Raw genomic sequence first — 20,008 nt, 5'->3', positions numbered from 1 at the left:
AGCGTTATGACGATTCACCGATTGAATCCACAGCCGTAACCAGTCCTCGCATTCTTAGCCGAAGTTATTAGTAACCTGGCTGACAAATAGGCTCCCTGCCTATTTGTCAGCGACGCCACAAAAGCGGGCGCAAGTGCGCGGACATGCTGGCTTTTGTGGCGTTCGCATTGGCCTGCGGCCAATGATGTAGCATCCCTGCTTCATGTATTAACCCGCCGGGTTAATTTTTGCCGCCACCGGCCAAAGGATGCAGTGCAATTTGGCTATAGTACCCTCATAGCCAACAGCCCTGCCAGCCCGGATGGACCGGCCGCCGCAGCGGTATGTGAAGTGACAAGGATTCTGGAGCGAAGCCATGCTCTCGAAGAACAGTTCGATCGCCAAAAAGGGCAAACCGGGGCTTTCGCGGCTATCCGGTGGCCACCGTCGCCTTCTACGGGCCCAACCGAACCCTTGCCACCAAGATCGCAGTGGGCATCGTCGATGGAGAAGGCCAGGATGCGCGGCTACTCGAGCGCTGGCGGTCCGAAGATGGCGTCGATATCCGGTTTAAAACCACTGTGATCAACGAAATCGACAGGTTCCTCAAGCGGAACAAGGTCAGGTCCGTGGTCATGGTCGATGCCATCATCGGCTGCCCGCATGAAGAAGGCATAGACTACCCCGACGGCGAGGAGTGCCCGGCCTGTCCTTATTGGCACGGGCGCGATCGGTTTACCGGTGAACGGATTGAATAAAGACCCCACAAATCAGCCTGTCGCACGCAAGTACGAGCTTTGGCGCCTTGACGACAACGGCAACGAGTTCCTGGTCGAAACCTTTGACAGTCGATCGGACGCAGAGGCCAGACAACGCGATCTCGCAGCCGGCGGTCACAAGCAAACATATTGGCTGAAAGCGATTGAAATCGACGTTTAGGGCGTGGCGGCACTGCCGGTGCCGTTGGCGAACGGGTCTGTCATACTGGCGGCCTCTGACCGTGCCTGTGTTTTGCGAAGAGTTCCCCGATGGAGTCGATAGACGTACAACTGGTGGTGCCGCTGTTTCAGCAGATGAGCGTCTATCTGCTGATCGCCTATCTGTTTTCGAAGACGCCGCTGTTCCGGCCGCTGGCGAACCTGTCCAGCTGGCCGGCCCACAAGCTGATGGTCTACGCCATCTTTTCCGGCTTCTGCATCATGGGGACCTATTTCGGTCAGCAGACGCTGGATGCCATCGCCAATACCCGCGCCATCGGCGCTATTCTCGGCGGTCTGCTGGGCGGGCCGCTGGTCGGCACCGCCGTCGGCCTGACGGGCGGTCTGCACCGCTACTCCATGGGCGGTTTCACCGACGTGGCCTGCGCCATTTCCACCACCTGGGAAGGGCTTATGGCCGGCCTGGTGCATGCCTACTGGCAGCGCCGTGGCCAGACCGAACGCATATTCAATCCCTGGCAGGCACTGCTGCTGGGGGTGGTCGCAGAGGGCAGCCAGATGCTCATTCTGCTGGCGGTGGCGAAACCCTTCGACCAGGCACTGGCGCTGGTCAAGGCCATCGCCCTGCCGATGATGCTGGCCAATGCGCTGGGGGCGGCGCTGTTCATGGGCTTTATCCGCGACGCCAAGTTCCAGGCCGACGAACTGGCCTCGCGCATCTCCCAGCGGGCACTGCGCATTGCCCGCCGCTGCGTCGGCTTGCTGGACGACGGTTTCAACGCCCGCTCGGCCCAGGCCATTGCCGAGGTGGTCAAGGACGAAACCGGGGTGGCGGCGGTGGCCATCACCGACCGCGAGCGGATCCTGGGCTTTACCGGCATGGGGGCCGACCATCACCAGGTGGGGCGCCCCATTTCCTCGGCCATCACTCTGGAGGCCATCCGCGACAACAGGGTGGTGTTCGCCGATGGCCTGACCACGCCTTACCAGTGCTCGATCGCCGCCCACTGCGAGCTGGGCTCGTCGCTGGTGGTGCCGCTGAAGGGCGAACAGGACGTCATCGGCACCATCAAGCTGTACGAGCCCAAGCGCAAGCTCTTTCGCAACCTCAACCGCAGTCTGGGAGTGGGCATCGCCGGGGTGCTGTCCAATCAGATCCTGCACAGTCAGCTACAGGCCAGCCGGGCACTGCTGGCGGAAGCCGAGCTGCGGGCGCTGGAAGCCAAGGTAAACCCCCATTTCCTGTTCAACAGCCTGAATACGGTCGCCGCCGTGCTGCGCCGCACACCGCAGGATGCACGCAGCCTGATTCTGCACCTGGCCGAGTTCCTGCGCGGCAACCTCGGCCGCAACAGCGTGACCGTGCCTCTGTCCCAGGAGTTCGCCCATGTCTGCCATTATCTGGCCATCGAGAAAGCCCGCTTCGGCGACCGCCTCCGCTTCGTCGAAGAGCTGGACGGGGCCCTGGGGGACGAGAAGGTGCCGGCCCTGGCGATCCAGACGCTGGTCGAAAACGCCCTCAAGCACGGCATCAGCCGCGCGGAAGCCGGCGGAGAGGTGCGACTTTCCGCGCGCCTGGACGGCGACCTTATCTGCGTGCAGGTGGAGGACAGCGCGGCCCAGGAACCGAAGCAGACCGATGGCCTGGGCCTGAAGCTGGTCCGCGAGCGCTTTGCCGCCCTGGGCGTCTCTTGTACACTGCAGCTCCACCATCGGCCGGGGCACTACACCCGTGCCGAGCTGACCTGGCCCAGAGGTACCCTGTCATGATCCGAGCCCTGATCGTGGACGACGAACCCCTCGCCCGCGAGGAACTGGCGGCGCTGCTGGACGAAGCCGGCGGCGTCAAGGTGGTGGGCGAAGCGGGCAACGGCAAGGAGGCGCTGCTCAGGGCCAAGTCGCTGCACCCGGACGTGATCTTTCTGGATGTGGACATGCCGGGACTGTCGGGCGTCGATGTCAGCGGCCTGCTGTCCGAGCCACGACCGCTGCTGGTGTTCGTGACCGCCCACCAGCAGTACGCACTCGAAGCCTTCGACGAAGCCGCGCTGGACTTCCTGCTCAAGCCGGTCGATCCGGAACGGCTGGCCCGCACGCTGAAACGCATCCAGATGCTGGGTATCGGCGAGACGCAGCCGCTGGAAAAACTGGCCTGCTACCAGGGCAACAGGGTGAGGCTGGTCGCGCCGGCCGAGATCGACTGCGCCTATGTCGACCTGTCCGGCACCCAGGTCCAGGTCGGCGGCGAGGAACTGCACTGCCAGATGACCCTCAAGACCCTGGAAGCGCGGCTGCCGCTGATCCGCATACACCGCCAGTATCTGGTCAATCCCGATGCCTTCAAGGCCATTACCCAGAAAGACGGCGGCGCCGAAATCGAAACCCGTCACGGCATACTGATCCCGGTGTCGCGCCGCTACCTGAAACAGCTCAGGGACCGATACCTGCTGCCCTTCTGAGCGCCCGTCCCTGACGGCCCGGCTGCGACCGCTCAACCACCGCTTTCGACCGCTCAGGCAAAAACCGGCTGCCGCTGCGGTGCTCGCCCCTTAAGCTCGCCCCCGAACCAACACTACAAACACAACAAGGGGGTCAACCATGCAGTGGTTCCTGTTGGGCGTCGCTCTGCTGATTGGCGGCTACTTCATCTACGGGAAAATCATCGAACGGATCTTCGGCATCCGGCCGGAGCGCCGGACACCCGCGATTGCCAACAACGACGGCGTCGACTACGTGCCGATGTCCACCGGCAAGGTGTATCTGGTACAGCTGCTCAACATCGCCGGCCTGGGCCCGATTTTTGGCCCCATCCTCGGTGCCCTCTACGGGCCCGTCGCGCTCCTGTGGATCGTCTTTGGCTGCGTCTTCGCCGGAGCCGTGCACGACTATTTCTCCGGCATGCTGTCGGTACGCGCCGGCGGCGCTTCGGTACCCACCGTGGTCGGTCGCGAACTGGGTAGCGTCGCCCGGCACTTCATGAACGGTTTCGCGGTCCTGCTGCTGTTGCTGGTCGGCGTGGTCTTCGTGTTGGGCCCGGCCAAGCTGTTGGGCAACCTGTCCGGGACCGCAGTACCTGTCTGGGTCGCCGTCATCTTCGGTTACTACCTGGTGGCAACGGTAGTGCCCGTCGACAAGATCATCGGTCGTTTCTACCCGCTGTTCGGCGCCCTGCTGGTGTTCATGTCCGTCGGCCTGCTCGTCGGTCTGGCGGTCAGCGACAAGCCCTTCTATGCCACCGGCATCACGCTCGACAACCTGCATCCCAACGATCTGCCGCTGTGGCCGCTGCTGTTCATCACCATCGCCTGCGGCGCCCTGTCCGGCTTCCATGCCACCCAGTCGCCGCTGATGGCCCGCTGCATGGAAAACGAGAACAACGGCCGCTTCGTCTTTTATGGTGCCATGATCGGCGAAGGCGTGATCGCGCTGATCTGGGCGACCCTGGGCATGTCCTTCTACGACAGCCCGGATGCGCTGAACGCGACCCTGGCGAACGGCGGTCCGGCCGCCGTGGTCAACGACGTGGCGACCTCGCTGCTGGGCGCCACCGGCGGTATCCTGGCGATCCTCGGCGTGGTGGTTCTGCCGATCACCTCCGGCGACACCTCGTTCCGGGCCGCGCGGCTTATCCTGTCCGACTTCCTCAAGTTCGACCAGAAGCCGGTCGCCAAGCGTCTGATGGTGGCGCTGCCGCTCTTCGCCGTCGGCTTCCTCGTCAGCCAGATGGACTTCAACCTGATCTGGCGCTACTTCGGCTGGGCCAACCAGATGACCGCGGTGATCATGCTGTGGGCCGCGGCGGCCTGGCTCAAGCGTCACGACAAGTTCCACTGGGTATGCACCGTCCCGGCCACCTTTATGACCGGTGTGGTCAACGCTTACCTGCTATCGGCCGAGATCGGCTTCGGTTTGCCCCTGAGCCTGGCCGGGCCCATCGGAATCACCTCGTCCGTTGTGGTACTGGCGTGGCTGCTGCGCCGTGGCCGCCGCGACAAGGACGAGCTGGACGCTCCCGCAATCGCGGCCGAGCAGGCCTGAGCCGGACGCCCGTCGCCACCGGCCCTCGGGTCGGCGGTGGCGATGGTGGTGGCGGCCAGCGTCATACGCACAGAGCGCCGCCGGGCGATTCGCCCGGCGGCGTTTTTATTGCCCGGTCCATCCGGCACAAGAAGCGCGGCCCGGAGATATCCGTGCCAGTCCCACACTGCAAGAAGCGCCCGGCAATCGAGCGGGCGCAGCCTAGAGATTACCGATCCCTTGGCCAAGCGTATACTGTTCGACGGGGCTGCCAGAGGTTAGCCCCGGTGCCGGCCACAGGCATTGCAGCCTTTCACGCTGGAGCGGCGCACCCAAAGGGCACTTCCCCGCTGCGAATGCTTTGATGTAAGCGGCTTTAGCGCGAATAGCCGCCATTGGTGCTATATCCCTTTGCGGCTGGCCACCCTATAAAGAACCTATATCAGGGAACGATCAGGTCATGAAAGATGATTATCAATACCGCGAGCGGGACGTAGCGCTCGATATCGACAACGAGTTTCGACTGGGCGAAGGCAAGATCAGCGGCTACTGTTCGCTGGTGCTCGGCGCCCTGAGCCTGCTGGCGGTGCTGGCGTATCTGTACCCCTCTTATCTGACGACCATCGAGTTGCGCCAAGCCTACGATGCTGAACAGCTTCAGCTGGTGCTCAAGTACGGCATGTATTTTTCGCTGTTCTTCGGCCTGCTCACCTTCTTCCTCAACGGCTACAGGCGCCTTGGGGCCATCGGCATCCTGCTGACCCTGATCGCCTTTGCGCTGGGCGGCTACAGCATTCCGGTCGGTCCGGTCGAGCCGCGCCGGCTGTCGTTGGGCGTGGACTGGCTTATCCTGGCCTTTCTCGGCTCGACGCTGGTGTTCATGACACTGGAGAAGCTGTTTCCAAAGTACCGCAACCAGGTGATCCTGCGGCCGGAATGGGGCCTGGACCTGTTCTATTTCTGCTTCAACCACCTGGCGATCTCGGCCATCCTGATTTACGCCAACTACCACGCCGGCCATTTCGACTGGGCGATCAGCCCGGCGCTGCAGAGCGCCGTGCAGTCGGTTCCAGTGCTGTTGCAGGTGCTGCTGATCATCCTCTGCGCAGACTTCGTGCTCTACTGGGAGCACCGGCTCTACCATGAGGTGAAGCCGCTCTGGCCGATCCACGCCGTCCACCATTCGGTGGAACATCTGGACTGGCTGGCCGGATCCCGGGGCCACTTCGTCCAGGTGTTTTCCGAACGCGCCCTGGTGATGGTGCCGCTGTACCTGCTGGGCGCTGACCAGGCCGCGCTGGATATCTACGTCGCCTTCGCCGCACTGCAGGCGATCCTGATCCACTGCAACCTCGGGTTGTCATTCGGCCCGCTGAAGTACGTGCTGGTCACCCCCAGTTCCACCACTGGCACCACAGCTCCGAGAAGCCCGCGATCGACACCAACTACTCGGCTCATACCGTGCTCTTCGACCGTCTGTTCGGCACCTGCCATATGCCTGCGGAGCACTGGCCGGCGGAGTACGGCACCACCGTCAGGCTGCCCCGAACCTACATCGGACAGACGCTCTACCCACTCAGGAAATTAGTCGACAGGTTCCGTTAGCCGGAAATGGAGGTCGCTGAACATCGCCGACGTACCTGGCCTGCGCCACCTTTCAGACCTCGCCAGATCCTTCCCTGCGCACCTATACTGGTATAGCCTGAGACAAAGATGCATCATGGCCGCAGAATATCGCAGACCAGACACTCAACTTCAGGGAGGGAGTGACAGTGGCGTCCTTTAACCTCTTGGATAGCGTCAGCCGTTCCGGCATCCGACCGCACTGCCACTGCGCCAGGGACGGATACGGTCCGGCACTGTCACCGGCCGGACAGCCGCCGGCAATGCCGACTGCATTCGGCCCGGTGTCAGGGACCCTGCTCCACCCGAACGTCTGTCTGCCGGCACGCACATCAGCCGGCGCCGACCGTTCTGTGCAGCGTGACAGGAAGCCCTAATCCGATGCCTATAACCAAGAGGAAGAAGTATTGGCTCACCCTGGTCAGCATCGGGCTGGTGCTGTCCTTTTCCGTGACCCTGTATATCCAGTTTTATCAAAGCCGGCTGCTGGCAAGTGCCGTCGAATACAACGAGAACGATGTCAGCTGGGGCGTTTTTCAGCTGGAACGGGAGGCTCTGCAGTTCCAGCTGAGCCTGAAAAATGCCCTTGACGATCTCAGCAATGAAGCCCTTGACCAGCTGCAGCTGCGCTACGAGATACTCTGGAGCCGCTTCGACGTCGTCGCACTCAATCCCACCTCTGCCCGCCTGCTGGACAGCGAGGAGTACAGATCGGCCCTGGCACAGCTCGACGGTTTTTTCGATGCCACCGAGCATTACGTGATCGATGCCTCGCCGGCCGCGCTCGACCGCCAGACCATTCAACAGATCAGTCGCACGCTCGAACCGGTGCTGCCAGCCCTGCAGGCACTGTCAAACCTGTCCATACACAGGGCAATCGAGCTGGCCGAGTTCAGAACATCGGAAGTGCGGGATCAGATCAAGATCAGTACCGCACTGATTTTCTTCCAGCTCGTTCTGACGCTGGTTTTCTTCTATATGGTCATTCGCCTGGTGCGAAAACTGCAAGCCAGCCATGCAGAGCTCGACAAGCTCGCCAATTTCGATCTCCTCACCGGCCTGCCTAACCGCCGGCTGTTCTACGACCGGCTTGAACAGGAGATCCGCAAGGCCGAGCGCGACCGCAAGCGCATCGCGTTGATGTATATCGATCTCGACAATTTCAAGGATGTCAACGACACCCAGGGCCACGAGGTGGGCGATGCGCTGCTCAAGGAGGCCTCGAGCCGGCTGTCAAAATCGATACGCAAGTCCGATACCGTCGCCCGCCTGGGTGGCGACGAGTTCACCGTTATCCTCCCCGGCCTCGACGATTTCGAAAACGTCGCCCAGGTCAGCGAAACAATACTGGCGCGGCTGACCGAGCCCTTCTGCAACGGCGAACACCGCAATTTCATCTCGGCCAGCATCGGCATTACCATCTATCCCGATGACGCCGCCGATGTGAACACCCTGCTGCAACATGCCGATCAGGCGATGTATGTGGCCAAACACCTTGGCCGCAACCGCTATCATTATTTCACCCCGGACATGCAGGATCTGGCACTGGCCAGAATGCAGCGCATCCATGACCTGCGCAACGCCCTGACCAACCGGGAGTTCTGCCTCTGCTATCAGCCCATAGTCGATCTGGCATCGGGACGGGTACGCAAGGCCGAGGCGCTGATTCGCTGGAACCATCCGGCCGAGGGGCTGGTGGCGCCGGGCGACTTCATTCCGCTGGCCGAGGAAACGGGCCTGATCATCGAAATGGGCAGCTGGATCTTCGAGGAGGCCGCCGAACAGGTGTCATCCTGGCGGCAAAACCTGGATCCGGACTTCCAGATCAGCATCAACACCTCGCCCGTTCAGCTTCGCAGCAACGGCTCGAAACTCGAGGACTGGCTGGCCTGGCTCGAGCAGCTTGACCTGCCGGGGGACGCGATCGCGATGGAAATCACCGAGAGCATCCTGATGGACGCGGCCGCCTCGGAGCGCCTGCTGGCGGTCCAGAAAATGGGGCTCGAAGTGTCCCTCGATGACTTCGGCACCGGCTACTCCACGCTGTCCTATCTGAAAAAGTTCGATATCGATTACCTGAAGATCGACCGCTCCTTCGTACAGAATCTCGCGCCGGCATCGAGCGACGCGGCGCTGTGCGAAGCGATCATCCTGATGGCCCACAAGCTCGGGATCAGGGTCATCGCCGAGGGCATCGAAACGGAGGCACAGCGGGCCTGCCTGGCGGCGATGGGCTGCGATTACGGCCAGGGCTACCTGTTCTCGAAGGCCGTGAACGCCGCCGAATTCGAACAGCGTATCCGACGCAACCGCATCCTGTCCCAGCCGTGCCTCTGACCCGGGCCTTGCAGGGAGACGGATTGGGGGACCGTCGCTGGCAGACCGGGATACCTGTCGCCGCATCCTGAATAGCCTGCGCAGCCCGGGCCCGATTGATGGCAAAACAACCGCACGGACCGTAGCGGATTCGCTACACTTACTGCAGCATACCGACAATGCCCGTCCCTTTCGTGCAACGACTGGTGGTACAAGATGTTCGAAACCTACCGGCACCGAACGCCGGAAGAAGCCGACGAGACCCTCAACCATCTCCTCGACGTCATCGCGGAAGGTACCTGGGACTGGCATGGCGCGACCGGACGTGTCGAACGTAGCCCGGGCTGGTATCGCATGCTGGGCTATGACGTCGGCATTTTCCGGCAAGACGTCTTTACCTGGGAGAATCTCATCCACCCCGACGACTACCCCCGGGTCATGAACAGAATCGAAGGCTTTATCAACGGCGCGCTCGACACCTACTGCATCGAATACCGCTGCAAACAGGCAGACGGGCAGTATCTCTGGATTCTGGATCGCGCCAAGATCATCGAACGCAACCCGGATGGTAGCGCTGCCCGCATCATCGGCGCGCATCAGGATATTCACCGGCAGAAAACCCTTCACGACGAGCTGAGCGAAAAAGACCGATTGCTTAAAGCCGGCAACATGACTCTGGAAAATCTTCTGAAACAGAAAACCGTGGAGCTCGAAACCAAGAACCGGGAGCTGGAAGAGAAAATCAGGGAGATCGAATATATCTCCAATACCGACCGCCTCACCGGTATTCCCAACCGTAAAAAATTCGAAGAGACAATCGGCAAAGAGATTTCCCGCGCCAAACGTTACGGGCACCCGCTGTCGCTGGCCATTTTGGACCTGGACCTGTTCAAGCAGATCAACGACACCCACGGTCACGATACCGGCGACCAGGTCCTCAGACAGGTCGCCGATCTGATCAGAAACCACCTGAGGAGCGTCGATTTTTTCGCCCGTTGGGGTGGCGAAGAGTTTACGATCATCTTCCCGGACCTGAATCTGGAAAACGCCGTCCACGCCAGCGAAAAGCTCAGATACCTTATCGAACAGCTGGACATCGACCGGAACCTGTCTGTCACCTCGAGCTTTGGCCTGAGCCAGTTCGACGGGCAGGACAGCTTCGAGGAGCTGCTGCAACGCGCCGACAAGGCCCTGTATCGTGCCAAAAAGCTGGGCCGGAACCGGGTCGAAAGCCTGGAAAGAGTCCCGCCACCGCCAAGCCCACAGCCGGTCCCGGCTGGCCCCCCTGTCCCCGGCTCCAGGGTTGTCCGATTGACGCCTGCGGGCGGGACCAACGCCCCGCTCAGTATTAATCCGGCGGGTTAATACATGAAGCAGGGATGCTTCATCATTGGCCGCGCAGGCCAATGCGAGCGCCACGGAAACCAGCATGTCCGCGCACCTGCGCCCGTTTCCGTGGCGTGACATGCAAATAGGTAGGGAACCTATTTGCATGCCAGGTTAATAGCGTTCGATTTTCGACAGCGGATGATCGTCCGGATAGGTCGGGATCTGCGGCTTCGGCGAGCCCAGCATGACGCACATCAGGGCCTCCTCCTGGCCGTGGTTGAACAGGCCGCGGGGAATACCGGGCGGCACCGAAATCAGGTCGCGCTCGTGTAATTGCGTCTCGACCTTCTCGCCGTCATGCTCGACGAACAGGGTGATATTGCCCTTGAGCATGAAAAACACCTCTTCCACGTCATGATGGGTATGCAGCGGGCCTTCGCACTGTGCCGGCAGCACCATGGTGGAGAAGGTGAAGTGCTCCGAAGGAATGGTATTGCTGTCGCGCCTGACCCCGGTGGCACCGGTGCCCATGTAGCGCATCTGGGCGCGGCGGTACTTCGGGTCGAAGTCGGCCTGGAATTTCAGCGCGTTGAAGTCGTAGGTGCGTCCCTTGAAGCGCGCGATCCGGCTTTCCACGAAATCGCCCAGCGACATCTCTGCCGGCTTCACCCAGGTATCGAATTGTTCTTTCATCATCCACCTCAAATAATTGATGGAGCCTCTGCAGGCCCCGGATTTCAGGCCCCGACAGCCTCGTGCTGGCGACGCGTCTGCGGATCTATTCCACCCTCGACCGCCCACTCGGTGAAACTCGCAACGGAATGCTCCAGCTCCCGCGGTTGCCACTCGCCGGTCAGGTAGTCGTCGTTGCTGTAGTACTCGAAGGCCCCTCCCAGCGGGCTGTTGACGTACCAGAAATACGCCGACGAGATCGGGTGGCGCCCCGGCCCGAGGAAGGTCGACCAGCCTTTGCGGTTCATCGCCAGGCCGCCACCGGCCACCTCGTGGATATCGCGCACGGTAAAGGCGACATGGTTGAGGCCCGGCGCATGCCCCGGGATATGTAGCAGGAACAGGTGGTGGTGCGGTCCCGCTTCCGAGGCCCGCATGAAAGCGCCCTTGCCACGGTAGAAATCCGACAGGTGAAAGCCCAGCTTCTGCTCGTAGAATGCCCGGGCCCGCGCCAGATCCGTGACGAAAAACACCACATGGCCGATACCGATCGGCGTCGCCCGCTCATATACCGGGCTGGCCCGGTTGATGCGGCGGATATCGCCATGCTGATTGATCGGCGGCACCTCGAGTTCGATTTCCGATACCGTCGACAGGCGAAACTCCAGGGTCATGCCGCCGGGGTCCCGGCAGGTCACGAGGTCTTCACTGCTGGCAAAGCCCGGCTCGTCCTGAAGCCTGGCCGCCAGCGACTGCAGCGCCTGCGCGGATTCAACGCCCCAGGTCACCGAACGCAGTGTGGAGCCGTCCTCGAAGGCCGGAGGCAACGGTGCCGCAGCCCTTGGGTAGACCCGAATCTCGCTGCCATCCAGGGTGGTGAACAGCAGGCCGCCATCTGTGCCGGCCTGTTCCGTCAGGCCGAAGTCCTGCAGAAAGCGGCGGCTCTCGGACAGGGATTCGACGCCGAACACCAGCTTTTCTATGCCCTTTATACTCATTTCGAGCCTCTTCTGTTGTGGCGTTCCGGCAGCCACGCCCACCGGGGGAGTCGCTGCCGGCCAGGATTGCACTATTCCGCGGCCTCGAGCGCCGCCTGCCGCTCGAGCTGTTTCCTGCCCTCTTTCGCCAGCAGCCGGCGGATACGGGCCAGGCCGACATCGTGCTCGTAGAGGAACTCGTGGTCGCGGGCATTGGGTGCCATCGCCTCCAGCACCAGCCGGTCCTGTTCGAGTACGTCCCAATGCAGCTTCTCGAGCTGGGTGCGATACAGGAAACGCCAGGCATTGCGCTGCCAGCCATCGACCTTGCGACAGCGCCAGAAGAAGACGCGGCAGTTGTCCCGGTCGACCGGCGTCGCAAAGCCGACGATGTAGAAATGGCCGCCCGGCCCGTACTGCTTCCTGTAGGGGATCGACAGCCGCAACCAGTGACAGCCGGTATTGCCGAACTCGACCCAGTCGAAGTTGACGCCGGACTGGCCGGTCTTCTCGAAAATGAAGCCGTGTTCGGTATTGCGCGCACGCATCTCGGCGGTGCGGTCGCCTTCGGCCATCGAGTGGGACTTCATGTGCAGGTAGGTGCCGTGCATCGGATCCATGACGTTGTCGACGGCGTAACGGTAATTCACGGCCCAGTCGGACTGGCACAGGAACGAGGCCCATTCGCCATCGGCCAGTTGCTCCGGCAGCACCAGGTCATGGGGCGGCGCGTGCGGGTCTACGCCGAACCAGAGGAAGATGGCGCCGTTGCGCTCCTTGACGTGATAGCGTTTGACGCATTCGCTGCCGGTCATCGGGCAACTGACCACCGCCGGCACATCGGCCACCTTGCCGTCGCCGTCGACCTCGACGCCGTGGTACCAGCAGGCCACGCGGTCCCCCAGGTTCCAGCCGAAGGACAGGCGCGCGCCGCGATGCGGACAGCGATCCTCGAGCGCCCGTACCACGCCTTCGGCGTCGCGCCACAACACGATATTCTCGCCCAGGCGGGTAATGCCGACCGGACTGCCGGCGACCTCCCAGCTCGAGGCCACCGGATACCAGAGATCGCGCAGGCCGAGATCGAGATAGTTTTCCAGAATTTCGTCTTTAACGGACATGACGTTCTCCTCAGATTCCCAGTCGCTGCAGTTCGGCTTCGAGGGACGCCTCGGTCCAGGCCTCGCCGGCTTCGGACTTCATGCCCCTTGTATTCAGCCCGGCCACGACCTCGCCAAGGCCGATGGCGCCGTCGGCGAACACCTGCTCCAGCGCATCGGCCAGGGCCTTTTCATAGGGTGACGGCACCTTGGCACGGGTCTGCCAGATAATGTTTTCGGTTTTGCCCGGTACCTGCAGGTTATTGACGCCGGCATCGGAACAGGGCTCGTTCCGCAGCCAGATCGCGAGTTTTTCGTTGTATTCCTGCGATTGCATTGCACAGCCTCTTTTATTGTCGGTGGTGTGAGTCGGAACCCGCTGGGATCACGGGAATGTGTTTTATATATAAAAATATGTTTTATTTATGGTTAAAACTAAGCCTTAACCCTACAGTCGTCAAGGACTTTGAACGGTGGGCTTATCAGAAAAACAGAGGTGGTGACGCCTTTCCATGCGGGTCAGGGACGCGGCTGAAAAAGCCTTGACGGCTTTCGATATACCTAGACAACTTATTGTTTTTAAAGACTAAAAAGACTAAATGGAGGTGTTGTCGAGAACCGGCGTGCAGCGGGAAACGATGGACAGGCAGCAACGGGCAGACACAATCGGCGGCTGCTGGCCCGCGCCCAGTTATTGACCCAGATCAACATTTGAGGAACGCCAGAGCTTATCCCGGGGAGACCGGCTTTCGGCTAGGCTCCAGGCGCTTCAGCCGCCATCGCGCAACAGGCTGGCGGGGCTTAGCCGCAGCCGCCGCAACAGGTAACGGGCTCCGAGACCGAGACTGAGGGTGCTGACCAGCAGCGCCGTCAGGGCGCCGAGCCAGAGCAGGTCGTTGGCCGGCAGCTTGATGCGGTACTGGAGCAGCGGCAGCGCGATGGCGGCACCGAGGCCGGTCGCGAGACTGGAACTGACCAGCGCCAGCAGCAGATACTCCAGTTGCAGGCTGCGGCGAATGACGGCCAGCCGTACCCCGAGGGTATGCAGCACGGTGGCGCTGTAAACCTGACGCGCCCGGGTCGTGGCCAGCAGGCTGGCCAGCACCAGCAGGCTGGCGGACAGGCTGATGACGGCGACGACCGTCAGCCCCGCCGACGCCTTGCCGAGCAGCAGACGCGCTTCCTCGAGAATGGCTTCGGTCCGCACCGTGACGATATTGGGAGCGAGGGCGGCGACCCTGTTCTGGACCGCGACCGCCTCGTCCGGGTCCAGGTAGGCCGCCCCGACATAGCGGCTTATGAAGGGATCCAGGGCGCCGTCCGACAGGATCGCCTCGAACCAGAAGCGGGTCTGCATCCCCTTCTGGCGGTAGATACCGCCGAGCTTCGCCTCCAGTTCGGCGCCGCTGATGCTGAACCGCAGGCGGTCGCCCACTTCCAGCCCCAGCTGATCGGCCTCGCGGTCCTCCATCACCACCCAGGGGCCGTCGCTGCCGTCCTGTGGCCACCAGTCGCCGCGCTCCAGGATCACGGCGTCGATATTACCGGCCCGGTAACTGAGCTTGTGTTCGTCCCGGGCCTCGAGGGCCCGTTCCGGATCGCCGCTGTCGGCCAGGCGTTCGCCATTGACCGCGGCCAGACGCCCCAGCACCAGCGGCGCAAGTTCCAGGCGTTGCAAGGACCCGGCCTCTTCGACCGCCGCGGTCACCGCGGCCCGCTGATCGGCGGAGATATCGTAGAATACCAGCGCCGGCGCCTCCTCCGGCAGCATTTCGTTGATCGCCCGCAGCAGGGCCGCGACAATGAGTGTACAGGCCACCAGCAGCGTCAGCGCCGAGCCCAGCGACAGCAGGGTGGCACGCAGCGGCGAGTCGGGCCGGTGCAGGTTCGCCAATGCCAGGCGCAGGGCAAAACGGCCGTTGAGAAAGGGACGCCCGTCGAGCGCGCGGGCCAGCCGGCGCAGGCCCCGTACCAGGCCATCCAGCAGCGCGAGCAACAGCGCGACCACCGCCACAAAGCCGAGGCCGAACAGCGGATCCGGCAGCGACGACAGCACCAGCACGACGATCATGAGGGCACCGCTCGCAGTCGCCAGCCAGTAGCCGCGGGGCGTGACGGTGCGACCCCCGTCGAGGCCACGAAACAGCGCCGCCGGCGGGACCGACAGCGCCCGCCCGAGCGCCGGCAGGGCGAAGGTGAAGGCGGTCAACAGCCCGAAGACGAAGGCCGTCGCCAGCGGCAGCGCAAGTTCCCCGAGACTGGTCGCCACCGGCAGACGCCGGGCGGCGGCGGTGGTACCGGCCAGCGCCAGGACGCCGCCCAACAGCATGCCGGCGAGGCTGGCGCCGCCACTGAGCATCGCGATCTGCAGCAGATAGAGGGTAGCCAGACGCCGGTTGCGCAGCCCCAGCGCCCGCAGCGTGGCGATGGTGCCGAGCCGCCCCTGCAGGTAAGCCTGGATACTGTTGTAGACACCCAGCCCGCCGATGAAGAGGGCGCTGAAGCCGATCAGCAGCAGTCCCGAGGCGACCTGGTCGAGCACCCGTGCCAACCGCTCGCTGCGATTGCTGAAGGTGTGCACCTCCCAGTCACTGCCGGGGAAGGCGCCTACGAATGCTTCGCGCCACTGCGACGGCGCCAGGTCGGTGCGCACCCGGTATTCATAGTCGAGGCGGCTGCCGGGCAGAATCAGGCCGGAAGCCTGCAGTGCGTCATCGGCAACCAGCACCGGCGGGCCCCGCCAGTCGGCGCTCAGTCGGCGATCGGGCTGGTGCCGGATCAGGGCACGCACCTCCATCGTCAGCGCCCCGACCGCCACCTCATCTCCCGGGGCCAGGTCCAACCGCTGTGCCAGCACCGGATCCAGCGCCAGACCCCAGCGTCCGTGCCGTTGCTCCGTGGCGGTTGCCGGTCCTGCTCTGGATCCAGCTGCAGCTCGCCATAGAGCGGATAGTGATCATCGACGCTCTGCAGCTCGACCAGCAGGAAGTCGCCGGCCGGGTTTCCGAGCATGGTGCGCAACTCGATCAGCAGCGACACCCGGCCCTGGCGTTCATCCAGTCGAGTACCCCGGGTGGCAGCGACGCCCGGCTCTCGACTTCCAGGTCTCCGCCGAACAGGCTGCGGCTCTCCGCCTGCAGACTCGCGCCGACCTGCCGATAGAGCCCGCCGGTGGCAGCGATCAGCGAGACGCCGAGCAGCAGACAGACACAGAACACCCAGAGCGAGCGGCCACTGGCACGCAGGTCCCGCCAGGCCAGCTCAAGCAGAAAAGGCATCCCGCCCCTCCTGCGCGCGCTCGACCAGCCGGCCATCCCGCAGCTGCAACACCCGGTCGCACCGACGCGCGAAACCGGCATCATGGGTGACCAGCACCAGCGTGGCGCCGACACCCTCATTGAGATCGAACAGCAAATGCCCCACGCGTTCACCGGTCCGGCTGTCCAGGTTGCCGGTTGGCTCGTCGGCCAGGATCAGCCTGGGACCGTGCACCAGCGCCCGCGCGATGGCGACCCGCTGCTGCTCGCCGCCCGAGAGCTGGGCCGGATAATGACGCTCGCGATACGCCAGTCCCACCTGGTCCAGCATCCGGGCAGCAAGCATCCGTGCGCGGGTGTCGCCCGCGATCTCGAGCGGAAGCGCGACATTGTCCAGTGCGGTGAGACTCGGCACCAGATGGAACGACTGGAAAATGAAACCGATCCTGTCGCGCCGCAGGTCCGCCAGCGCATCGGCATCGAGGTCTGACAACGCCACGCCGCCGAGGCGGATATGCCCCTGCTGGCACCGCTCGAGCCCGGCCAGCAACAGCAGCAACGTGGTCTTGCCCGAACCCGAAGGCCCAAGAATGGCGACGCGCTCGCCATCGGCGACCTTCAGGTCGAGGTCGCGCAATACCTGGACCTCCTCGTCGCCGATGGCGTAGGACATCGACAGCCGCTCGAGTTCGATCATCGCCTGGACACCTCCTGCTTCATCCGTTTCACCGTTCACTGCGTACAACATAGCCGAGTGGGCCGCCGGCCAGCCAACTGGCGGGAGCGCAAACTATGCGCCACTATCAGATAGCGGTACGGCGCCAGGCCGAAAACGGAGCCTTCGAACAGCCAGATCGTTCAATCACAAGCCGGAACAGCCCCAGCAAGGAGCAGAAGACATCGATGACCGAAGACAACGATCCTCATGTACTGATACACGAAGAACTGCCGGAGGAACACTCCGATCCGCTGATCCGCTTTCTTCACCGCATCATCCGCATCGCCATCCGGGTGCTGGCCGTGCTGATGGTGCTGGTCATCATCTGGGGCATCGGCGACGTGATCTATGTCCTCTACCAGCGACTCGGTACGCCCCCTTCTTCCTGCTCGATATCAACGATATTTTCCAGACGTTCGGCGCCTTCATGGCGGTGCTGATCGCCGTCGAGATCTTTATCAATATCCGGCTCTACCTCGGAACCGACGTGCTGCCGATACGCCTGGTCACCGCCACGGCACTGATGGCGATCGCGCGGAAGGTGATCGTGCTGGACCTGGACAAGACCAGCGCCGAGTATGTATTTGCCATCGCCGCGGTCACCCTGGCGCTGGGCGTCACCCACTGGCTGATCTCGAAGAAGGCCTGAGACGGGCATGGGTAATCTGGTCACCCTGTTCGAACCGAACCGGGTCTTCCGAGTAAAGACGCGGGCGGCTGTATCCGTGCTGCAACGCTTTTCGGTCTTCGAGGCGATCGCTGTAATGTTCTGTTTACAAACCGGCTCCCCTGCCATCGGGACGCCCGAATACACTGTGTTGATAGACAAGACCTTTTCCAAACCGGTACGTCACTTGCTTGTATCCAGGTAATACCCTCCCCTCGCAACCTCCGGACTGGCAGGGCGGTCCCATTCGACTGACGTCGGGAAGGGTCCACTTGACGCGAAGAGGCCTGAAAGATGAAAAGACGGGAATTCCTGACGCTGAGCATCCGCTCCGCGATGGCGGCCGGCATGACCGCCAGCATTCCGGTGGCACTGCTGCGCGCCCACAGCAGCCATGCTGCAATCCTGGCGGCCGGCCTTTCAGACCCGGCAATGCAGCCTCTGTTCAAGCACGCGGTGCCGAATGCCCTTGATCCCGGATTCAAATATATGCCGGAGGCCGGCCGGTTGCGTATCCGTGCGGCACCGGCCGTCCAGATGACCGGGTTGGTTGGCGCTGATGGAGAAACGCCCGTACCGACAGCGGTCTGGGGCTACGGCCCTCACAACGACGGCGTTTCCTGGCCGGGGCGTACCATCGAGATGAATGTGAACGACAGCCTGGAAGTCAGCTGGGAAAACGATCTGATCGAAGGGTCCATGCCGGTATCCCACTTGCTGCCGGTCGATGGCAGCCTGCACTGGGCCTACTCGCTGCCGGGATACGAATATTACCGCATCGCCTCCGACGGCGTGCCGATCGTGACCCATGTCCATGGCGGCCTCAACGACAGCCCCTTTGACGGCAACCCCGAATATTTCTTTTCGCCGCGCTTCAGGATCAAGGGCCCGCGATGGGAAGCCCGCTACTACCGCTACGGCGGCGGCTTCCCGTACTGGAACGACATGGCCGGTACCCTCTGGTATCACGACCATGCGCTGGGTATCACCCGGCTCAATGTCTATGCCGGCCTGGCGGGCTTTTTCATCCTTCGGGACGACTTCGATACCGGGCTGCCGGATAATCCTCCGGGCCTGCCGGCCGGGCCCTACGAACTGGCATTCGCGGTACAGGACCGGATGTTCCTCAATACCGGCGAGCTGTTTTATCCCGCCTTTCCCGGGGATCCCTTCTACAGCGACTTTATCGACGATGAGGGCGCCGAACTGCCGGAGGAGGTCTTCCCGGAAGGCGGACCGACGGCACTGGCCGAGTTCTTCGGCGACCATATGCTGGTCAACGGCACGATCTGGCCCAAATGCGAGGTCGAGCGTCGCCAGTACCGGGTACGGTTGCTGAATGGCTGCGACAGCCGCTTTATGCGCCTGCGCCTGAAAGTTGTCCACTCGAACGAAACCGATCCCGCGCCTGGGTATGCGATTCCCTTCTATGTCATCGGTTCGGATCAGAGCCTGCGTGAAACCGCAACGCAGGTGGAGGAAGTCGACTTCGCGCCGGGCGAACGCCTCGACCTGGTGATCGACTTCAAGGCCGTGCCCTGGGGCTCACGGCTGATCGTCGAGAACCTCCTCGGGGATGCGCCCTTCGGTGGCGAGCTGCCGAAGAAAGCCGACCTCTTCCCGGATCGGCGCACCGATCGCATCATGGCCTTCGATGTTGTCTCAGAGTTCGATTCCGACAGAGCCGACACCTCGATCGTTGACGGCACCTGGCTGGATGGCGGCGTTTCGGTCCCGGGCGCGGTCACGACCACCCGCAAGCTGGCGCTGTTCGAGGGAACCGACGAGTTCGGCCGTCTGAAGCCGCTGCTGGGTATGGCCGAGCCGGTCGAGGATGTCAGCGACAACTGGGTCGATGGCACCCTGGACTGGGACAGTCCCATTACCGAGAACCCGGGACTGGGGGACACCGAAATCTGGGAGATCTACAACGCCACCGGGGATGCCCATCCGATCCATCTTCACCTGGTTCATTTCGAGATTCTCGATCGCCAGCCTTTCAGTGCCCGGCTGATCGAAAAGCCAGCAGAACATGGCGAAGGCGGCGAGGATGGCGAAGGCGGTGAGGGGTACCGGCTCGAAAACATCCGGGTCGTCGGCCAGCCCCGCGGTCCCGCGCCCCAGGAACAGACCCGTCGCGATATGGTGATGGCGCTGCCGGGCGAAGTCACTCGCATCAAGATGCGCTTCGACAAGCCCGGCCGGTACGTCTGGCACTGCCATATCCTCTCGCACGAGGATCACGAGATGATGCGGCCCTACCATGTCGGGCCCATCGATGGCTGACGTTTTTGCAAGGGCCTGCGGCGGCAAAACTACCGTAGATTCGTAGAATGGGTTAGGTGCGCATGGCACAAATTTTGGTATTCCACGGCGTCCGGAGCGCACCGTAACCCATCATCGGTTGGAGCGGAT

Annotated in this window: 19 protein-coding genes; 11 read left to right on the top strand and 8 right to left on the bottom strand. The window is 62.8% G+C overall.

Annotated elements, in window-relative coordinates; translation table 11 throughout:
• Positions 1-416 precede the first annotated feature (416 nt).
• The 8 genes from ACFQDL_RS20565 to ACFQDL_RS20530 all read left to right on the top strand — a co-directional run bounded on the left by ACFQDL_RS20565 (position 417) and on the right by ACFQDL_RS20530 (position 10,238).
• The gene (locus ACFQDL_RS20565; protein WP_379910647.1) at positions 417-737 is read left to right on the top strand and encodes a hypothetical protein; all 321 of its coding nucleotides are present in this window, start codon (positions 417-419) and stop codon (positions 735-737) included.
• Positions 730-918 carry a hypothetical protein gene (locus tag ACFQDL_RS20560; protein WP_379910646.1) on the top strand — a complete coding sequence of 63 codons (189 nt, stop codon included), beginning with the start codon at positions 730-732 and terminating at the stop codon, positions 916-918. The genes ACFQDL_RS20565 and ACFQDL_RS20560 overlap by 8 nt, the downstream gene beginning before the upstream one ends.
• Positions 919-1,007: 89 nt before the next feature.
• Positions 1,008-2,687, top strand: a complete 1,680-nt coding sequence (locus tag ACFQDL_RS20555; RefSeq protein WP_379910645.1) for a LytS/YhcK type 5TM receptor domain-containing protein — start codon at positions 1,008-1,010, stop codon at positions 2,685-2,687.
• Positions 2,684-3,376, top strand: coding sequence for a response regulator (locus tag ACFQDL_RS20550; RefSeq protein ID WP_379910644.1), 693 nt, complete (start codon positions 2,684-2,686; stop codon positions 3,374-3,376). Before ACFQDL_RS20555 ends, ACFQDL_RS20550 begins: the two co-directional genes overlap by 4 nt.
• Positions 3,377-3,515: 139 nt before the next feature.
• Complete coding sequence (locus ACFQDL_RS20545; protein ID WP_379910643.1) at positions 3,516-4,955, top strand: carbon starvation CstA family protein; 1,440 nt, start codon at positions 3,516-3,518, stop codon at positions 4,953-4,955.
• Between the two features lie 439 nt (positions 4,956-5,394).
• Entirely contained in the window at positions 5,395-6,522 is a 1,128-nt protein-coding gene (locus tag ACFQDL_RS20540; protein WP_379910642.1) for a sterol desaturase family protein, read from the top strand.
• A gap of 416 nt (positions 6,523-6,938) precedes the next feature.
• Entirely contained in the window at positions 6,939-8,894 is a 1,956-nt protein-coding gene (locus ACFQDL_RS20535) for a putative bifunctional diguanylate cyclase/phosphodiesterase (RefSeq protein ID WP_379910641.1), read from the top strand.
• Between the two features lie 195 nt (positions 8,895-9,089).
• Positions 9,090-10,238, top strand: a complete 1,149-nt coding sequence (locus ACFQDL_RS20530; protein ID WP_379910640.1) for a sensor domain-containing diguanylate cyclase — start codon at positions 9,090-9,092, stop codon at positions 10,236-10,238.
• 135 nt (positions 10,239-10,373) lie between these two features.
• Here ACFQDL_RS20530 and ACFQDL_RS20525 read toward each other — a convergent pair whose 3' ends face one another.
• The 8 genes from ACFQDL_RS20525 to ACFQDL_RS20490 all read right to left on the bottom strand — a co-directional run bounded on the left by ACFQDL_RS20525 (position 10,374) and on the right by ACFQDL_RS20490 (position 16,905).
• Positions 10,374-10,895 (bottom strand): cupin domain-containing protein, encoded by a 522-nt coding sequence (locus tag ACFQDL_RS20525; RefSeq protein ID WP_379910639.1) that lies wholly within the window; start codon positions 10,893-10,895, stop codon positions 10,374-10,376.
• 44 nt (positions 10,896-10,939) lie between these two features.
• On the bottom strand, positions 10,940-11,872 hold the full coding sequence (locus ACFQDL_RS20520) for a VOC family protein (RefSeq protein ID WP_379910638.1): 933 nt from the start codon (positions 11,870-11,872) through the stop codon (positions 10,940-10,942).
• 71 nt (positions 11,873-11,943) lie between these two features.
• Complete coding sequence (locus tag ACFQDL_RS20515) at positions 11,944-12,972, bottom strand: Rieske 2Fe-2S domain-containing protein (RefSeq protein WP_379910637.1); 1,029 nt, start codon at positions 12,970-12,972, stop codon at positions 11,944-11,946.
• Between the two features lie 10 nt (positions 12,973-12,982).
• Positions 12,983-13,288 (bottom strand): recombinase-like helix-turn-helix domain-containing protein, encoded by a 306-nt coding sequence (locus tag ACFQDL_RS20510; protein WP_379910636.1) that lies wholly within the window; start codon positions 13,286-13,288, stop codon positions 12,983-12,985.
• Positions 13,289-13,720: 432 nt separating this feature from the next.
• Positions 13,721-15,769: an ABC transporter permease gene (locus tag ACFQDL_RS20505; protein ID WP_379910635.1), complete on the bottom strand. Its 2,049-nt coding sequence runs from the start codon at positions 15,767-15,769 to the stop codon at positions 13,721-13,723.
• Positions 15,751-15,990 (bottom strand): hypothetical protein, encoded by a 240-nt coding sequence (locus ACFQDL_RS20500; protein WP_379910634.1) that lies wholly within the window; start codon positions 15,988-15,990, stop codon positions 15,751-15,753. Before ACFQDL_RS20500 ends, ACFQDL_RS20505 begins: the two co-directional genes overlap by 19 nt.
• Positions 15,978-16,229 (bottom strand): hypothetical protein, encoded by a 252-nt coding sequence (locus ACFQDL_RS20495; protein WP_379910633.1) that lies wholly within the window; start codon positions 16,227-16,229, stop codon positions 15,978-15,980. The genes ACFQDL_RS20500 and ACFQDL_RS20495 overlap by 13 nt, the downstream gene beginning before the upstream one ends.
• Positions 16,213-16,905, bottom strand: coding sequence for an ABC transporter ATP-binding protein (locus tag ACFQDL_RS20490; RefSeq protein ID WP_379910632.1), 693 nt, complete (start codon positions 16,903-16,905; stop codon positions 16,213-16,215). The genes ACFQDL_RS20495 and ACFQDL_RS20490 overlap by 17 nt, the downstream gene beginning before the upstream one ends.
• A 206-nt stretch (positions 16,906-17,111) precedes the next feature.
• Here ACFQDL_RS20490 and ACFQDL_RS20485 point away from each other — a divergent pair, with 206 nt between their 5' ends.
• From ACFQDL_RS20485 to ACFQDL_RS20475, 3 genes are all read left to right on the top strand, one after another.
• Positions 17,112-17,366 carry a phosphate-starvation-inducible PsiE family protein gene (locus ACFQDL_RS20485; protein WP_379910631.1) on the top strand — a complete coding sequence of 85 codons (255 nt, stop codon included), beginning with the start codon at positions 17,112-17,114 and terminating at the stop codon, positions 17,364-17,366.
• Positions 17,354-17,575, top strand: coding sequence for a phosphate-starvation-inducible PsiE family protein (locus tag ACFQDL_RS20480; protein ID WP_379910630.1), 222 nt, complete (start codon positions 17,354-17,356; stop codon positions 17,573-17,575). The genes ACFQDL_RS20485 and ACFQDL_RS20480 overlap by 13 nt, the downstream gene beginning before the upstream one ends.
• A gap of 312 nt (positions 17,576-17,887) precedes the next feature.
• The gene (locus ACFQDL_RS20475) at positions 17,888-19,879 is read left to right on the top strand and encodes a multicopper oxidase family protein (protein WP_379910629.1); all 1,992 of its coding nucleotides are present in this window, start codon (positions 17,888-17,890) and stop codon (positions 19,877-19,879) included.
• Positions 19,880-20,008: the final 129 nt, after the last annotated feature.

Origin of the sequence: Marinobacterium aestuariivivens (assembly GCF_042661465.1) — a bacterium.
GTDB classification, from domain to species: domain Bacteria; phylum Pseudomonadota; class Gammaproteobacteria; order Pseudomonadales; family Balneatricaceae; genus Marinobacterium_A; species Marinobacterium_A aestuariivivens.
The sequence above is the reverse complement of the archived record's forward strand: the minus strand, read 5'-3'. Positions and strand labels throughout refer to the sequence as shown.

What these genes read in the sequence shown, in the direction of transcription:
- ACFQDL_RS20555 (WP_379910645.1), top strand. Translation starts at nt 1,008, where the DNA reads ATGGAGTCGATAGACGTACAACTGGTGGTGCCGCTGTTTCAGCAGATG.
- ACFQDL_RS20550 (WP_379910644.1), top strand. Translation starts at nt 2,684, where the DNA reads ATGATCCGAGCCCTGATCGTGGACGACGAACCCCTCGCCCGCGAGGAA.
- ACFQDL_RS20545 (WP_379910643.1), top strand. Translation starts at nt 3,516, where the DNA reads ATGCAGTGGTTCCTGTTGGGCGTCGCTCTGCTGATTGGCGGCTACTTC.
- ACFQDL_RS20540 (WP_379910642.1), top strand. Translation starts at nt 5,395, where the DNA reads ATGAAAGATGATTATCAATACCGCGAGCGGGACGTAGCGCTCGATATC.
- ACFQDL_RS20535 (WP_379910641.1), top strand. Translation starts at nt 6,939, where the DNA reads ATGCCTATAACCAAGAGGAAGAAGTATTGGCTCACCCTGGTCAGCATC.
- ACFQDL_RS20530 (WP_379910640.1), top strand. Translation starts at nt 9,090, where the DNA reads ATGTTCGAAACCTACCGGCACCGAACGCCGGAAGAAGCCGACGAGACC.
- ACFQDL_RS20525 (WP_379910639.1), bottom strand. Translation starts at nt 10,895, where the DNA reads ATGAAAGAACAATTCGATACCTGGGTGAAGCCGGCAGAGATGTCGCTG.
- ACFQDL_RS20520 (WP_379910638.1), bottom strand. Translation starts at nt 11,872, where the DNA reads ATGAGTATAAAGGGCATAGAAAAGCTGGTGTTCGGCGTCGAATCCCTG.
- ACFQDL_RS20515 (WP_379910637.1), bottom strand. Translation starts at nt 12,972, where the DNA reads ATGTCCGTTAAAGACGAAATTCTGGAAAACTATCTCGATCTCGGCCTG.
- ACFQDL_RS20510 (WP_379910636.1), bottom strand. Translation starts at nt 13,288, where the DNA reads ATGCAATCGCAGGAATACAACGAAAAACTCGCGATCTGGCTGCGGAAC.
- ACFQDL_RS20495 (WP_379910633.1), bottom strand. Translation starts at nt 16,229, where the DNA reads ATGCCTTTTCTGCTTGAGCTGGCCTGGCGGGACCTGCGTGCCAGTGGC.
- ACFQDL_RS20490 (WP_379910632.1), bottom strand. Translation starts at nt 16,905, where the DNA reads ATGATCGAACTCGAGCGGCTGTCGATGTCCTACGCCATCGGCGACGAG.
- ACFQDL_RS20485 (WP_379910631.1), top strand. Translation starts at nt 17,112, where the DNA reads ATGACCGAAGACAACGATCCTCATGTACTGATACACGAAGAACTGCCG.
- ACFQDL_RS20480 (WP_379910630.1), top strand. Translation starts at nt 17,354, where the DNA reads ATGGCGGTGCTGATCGCCGTCGAGATCTTTATCAATATCCGGCTCTAC.
- ACFQDL_RS20475 (WP_379910629.1), top strand. Translation starts at nt 17,888, where the DNA reads ATGAAAAGACGGGAATTCCTGACGCTGAGCATCCGCTCCGCGATGGCG.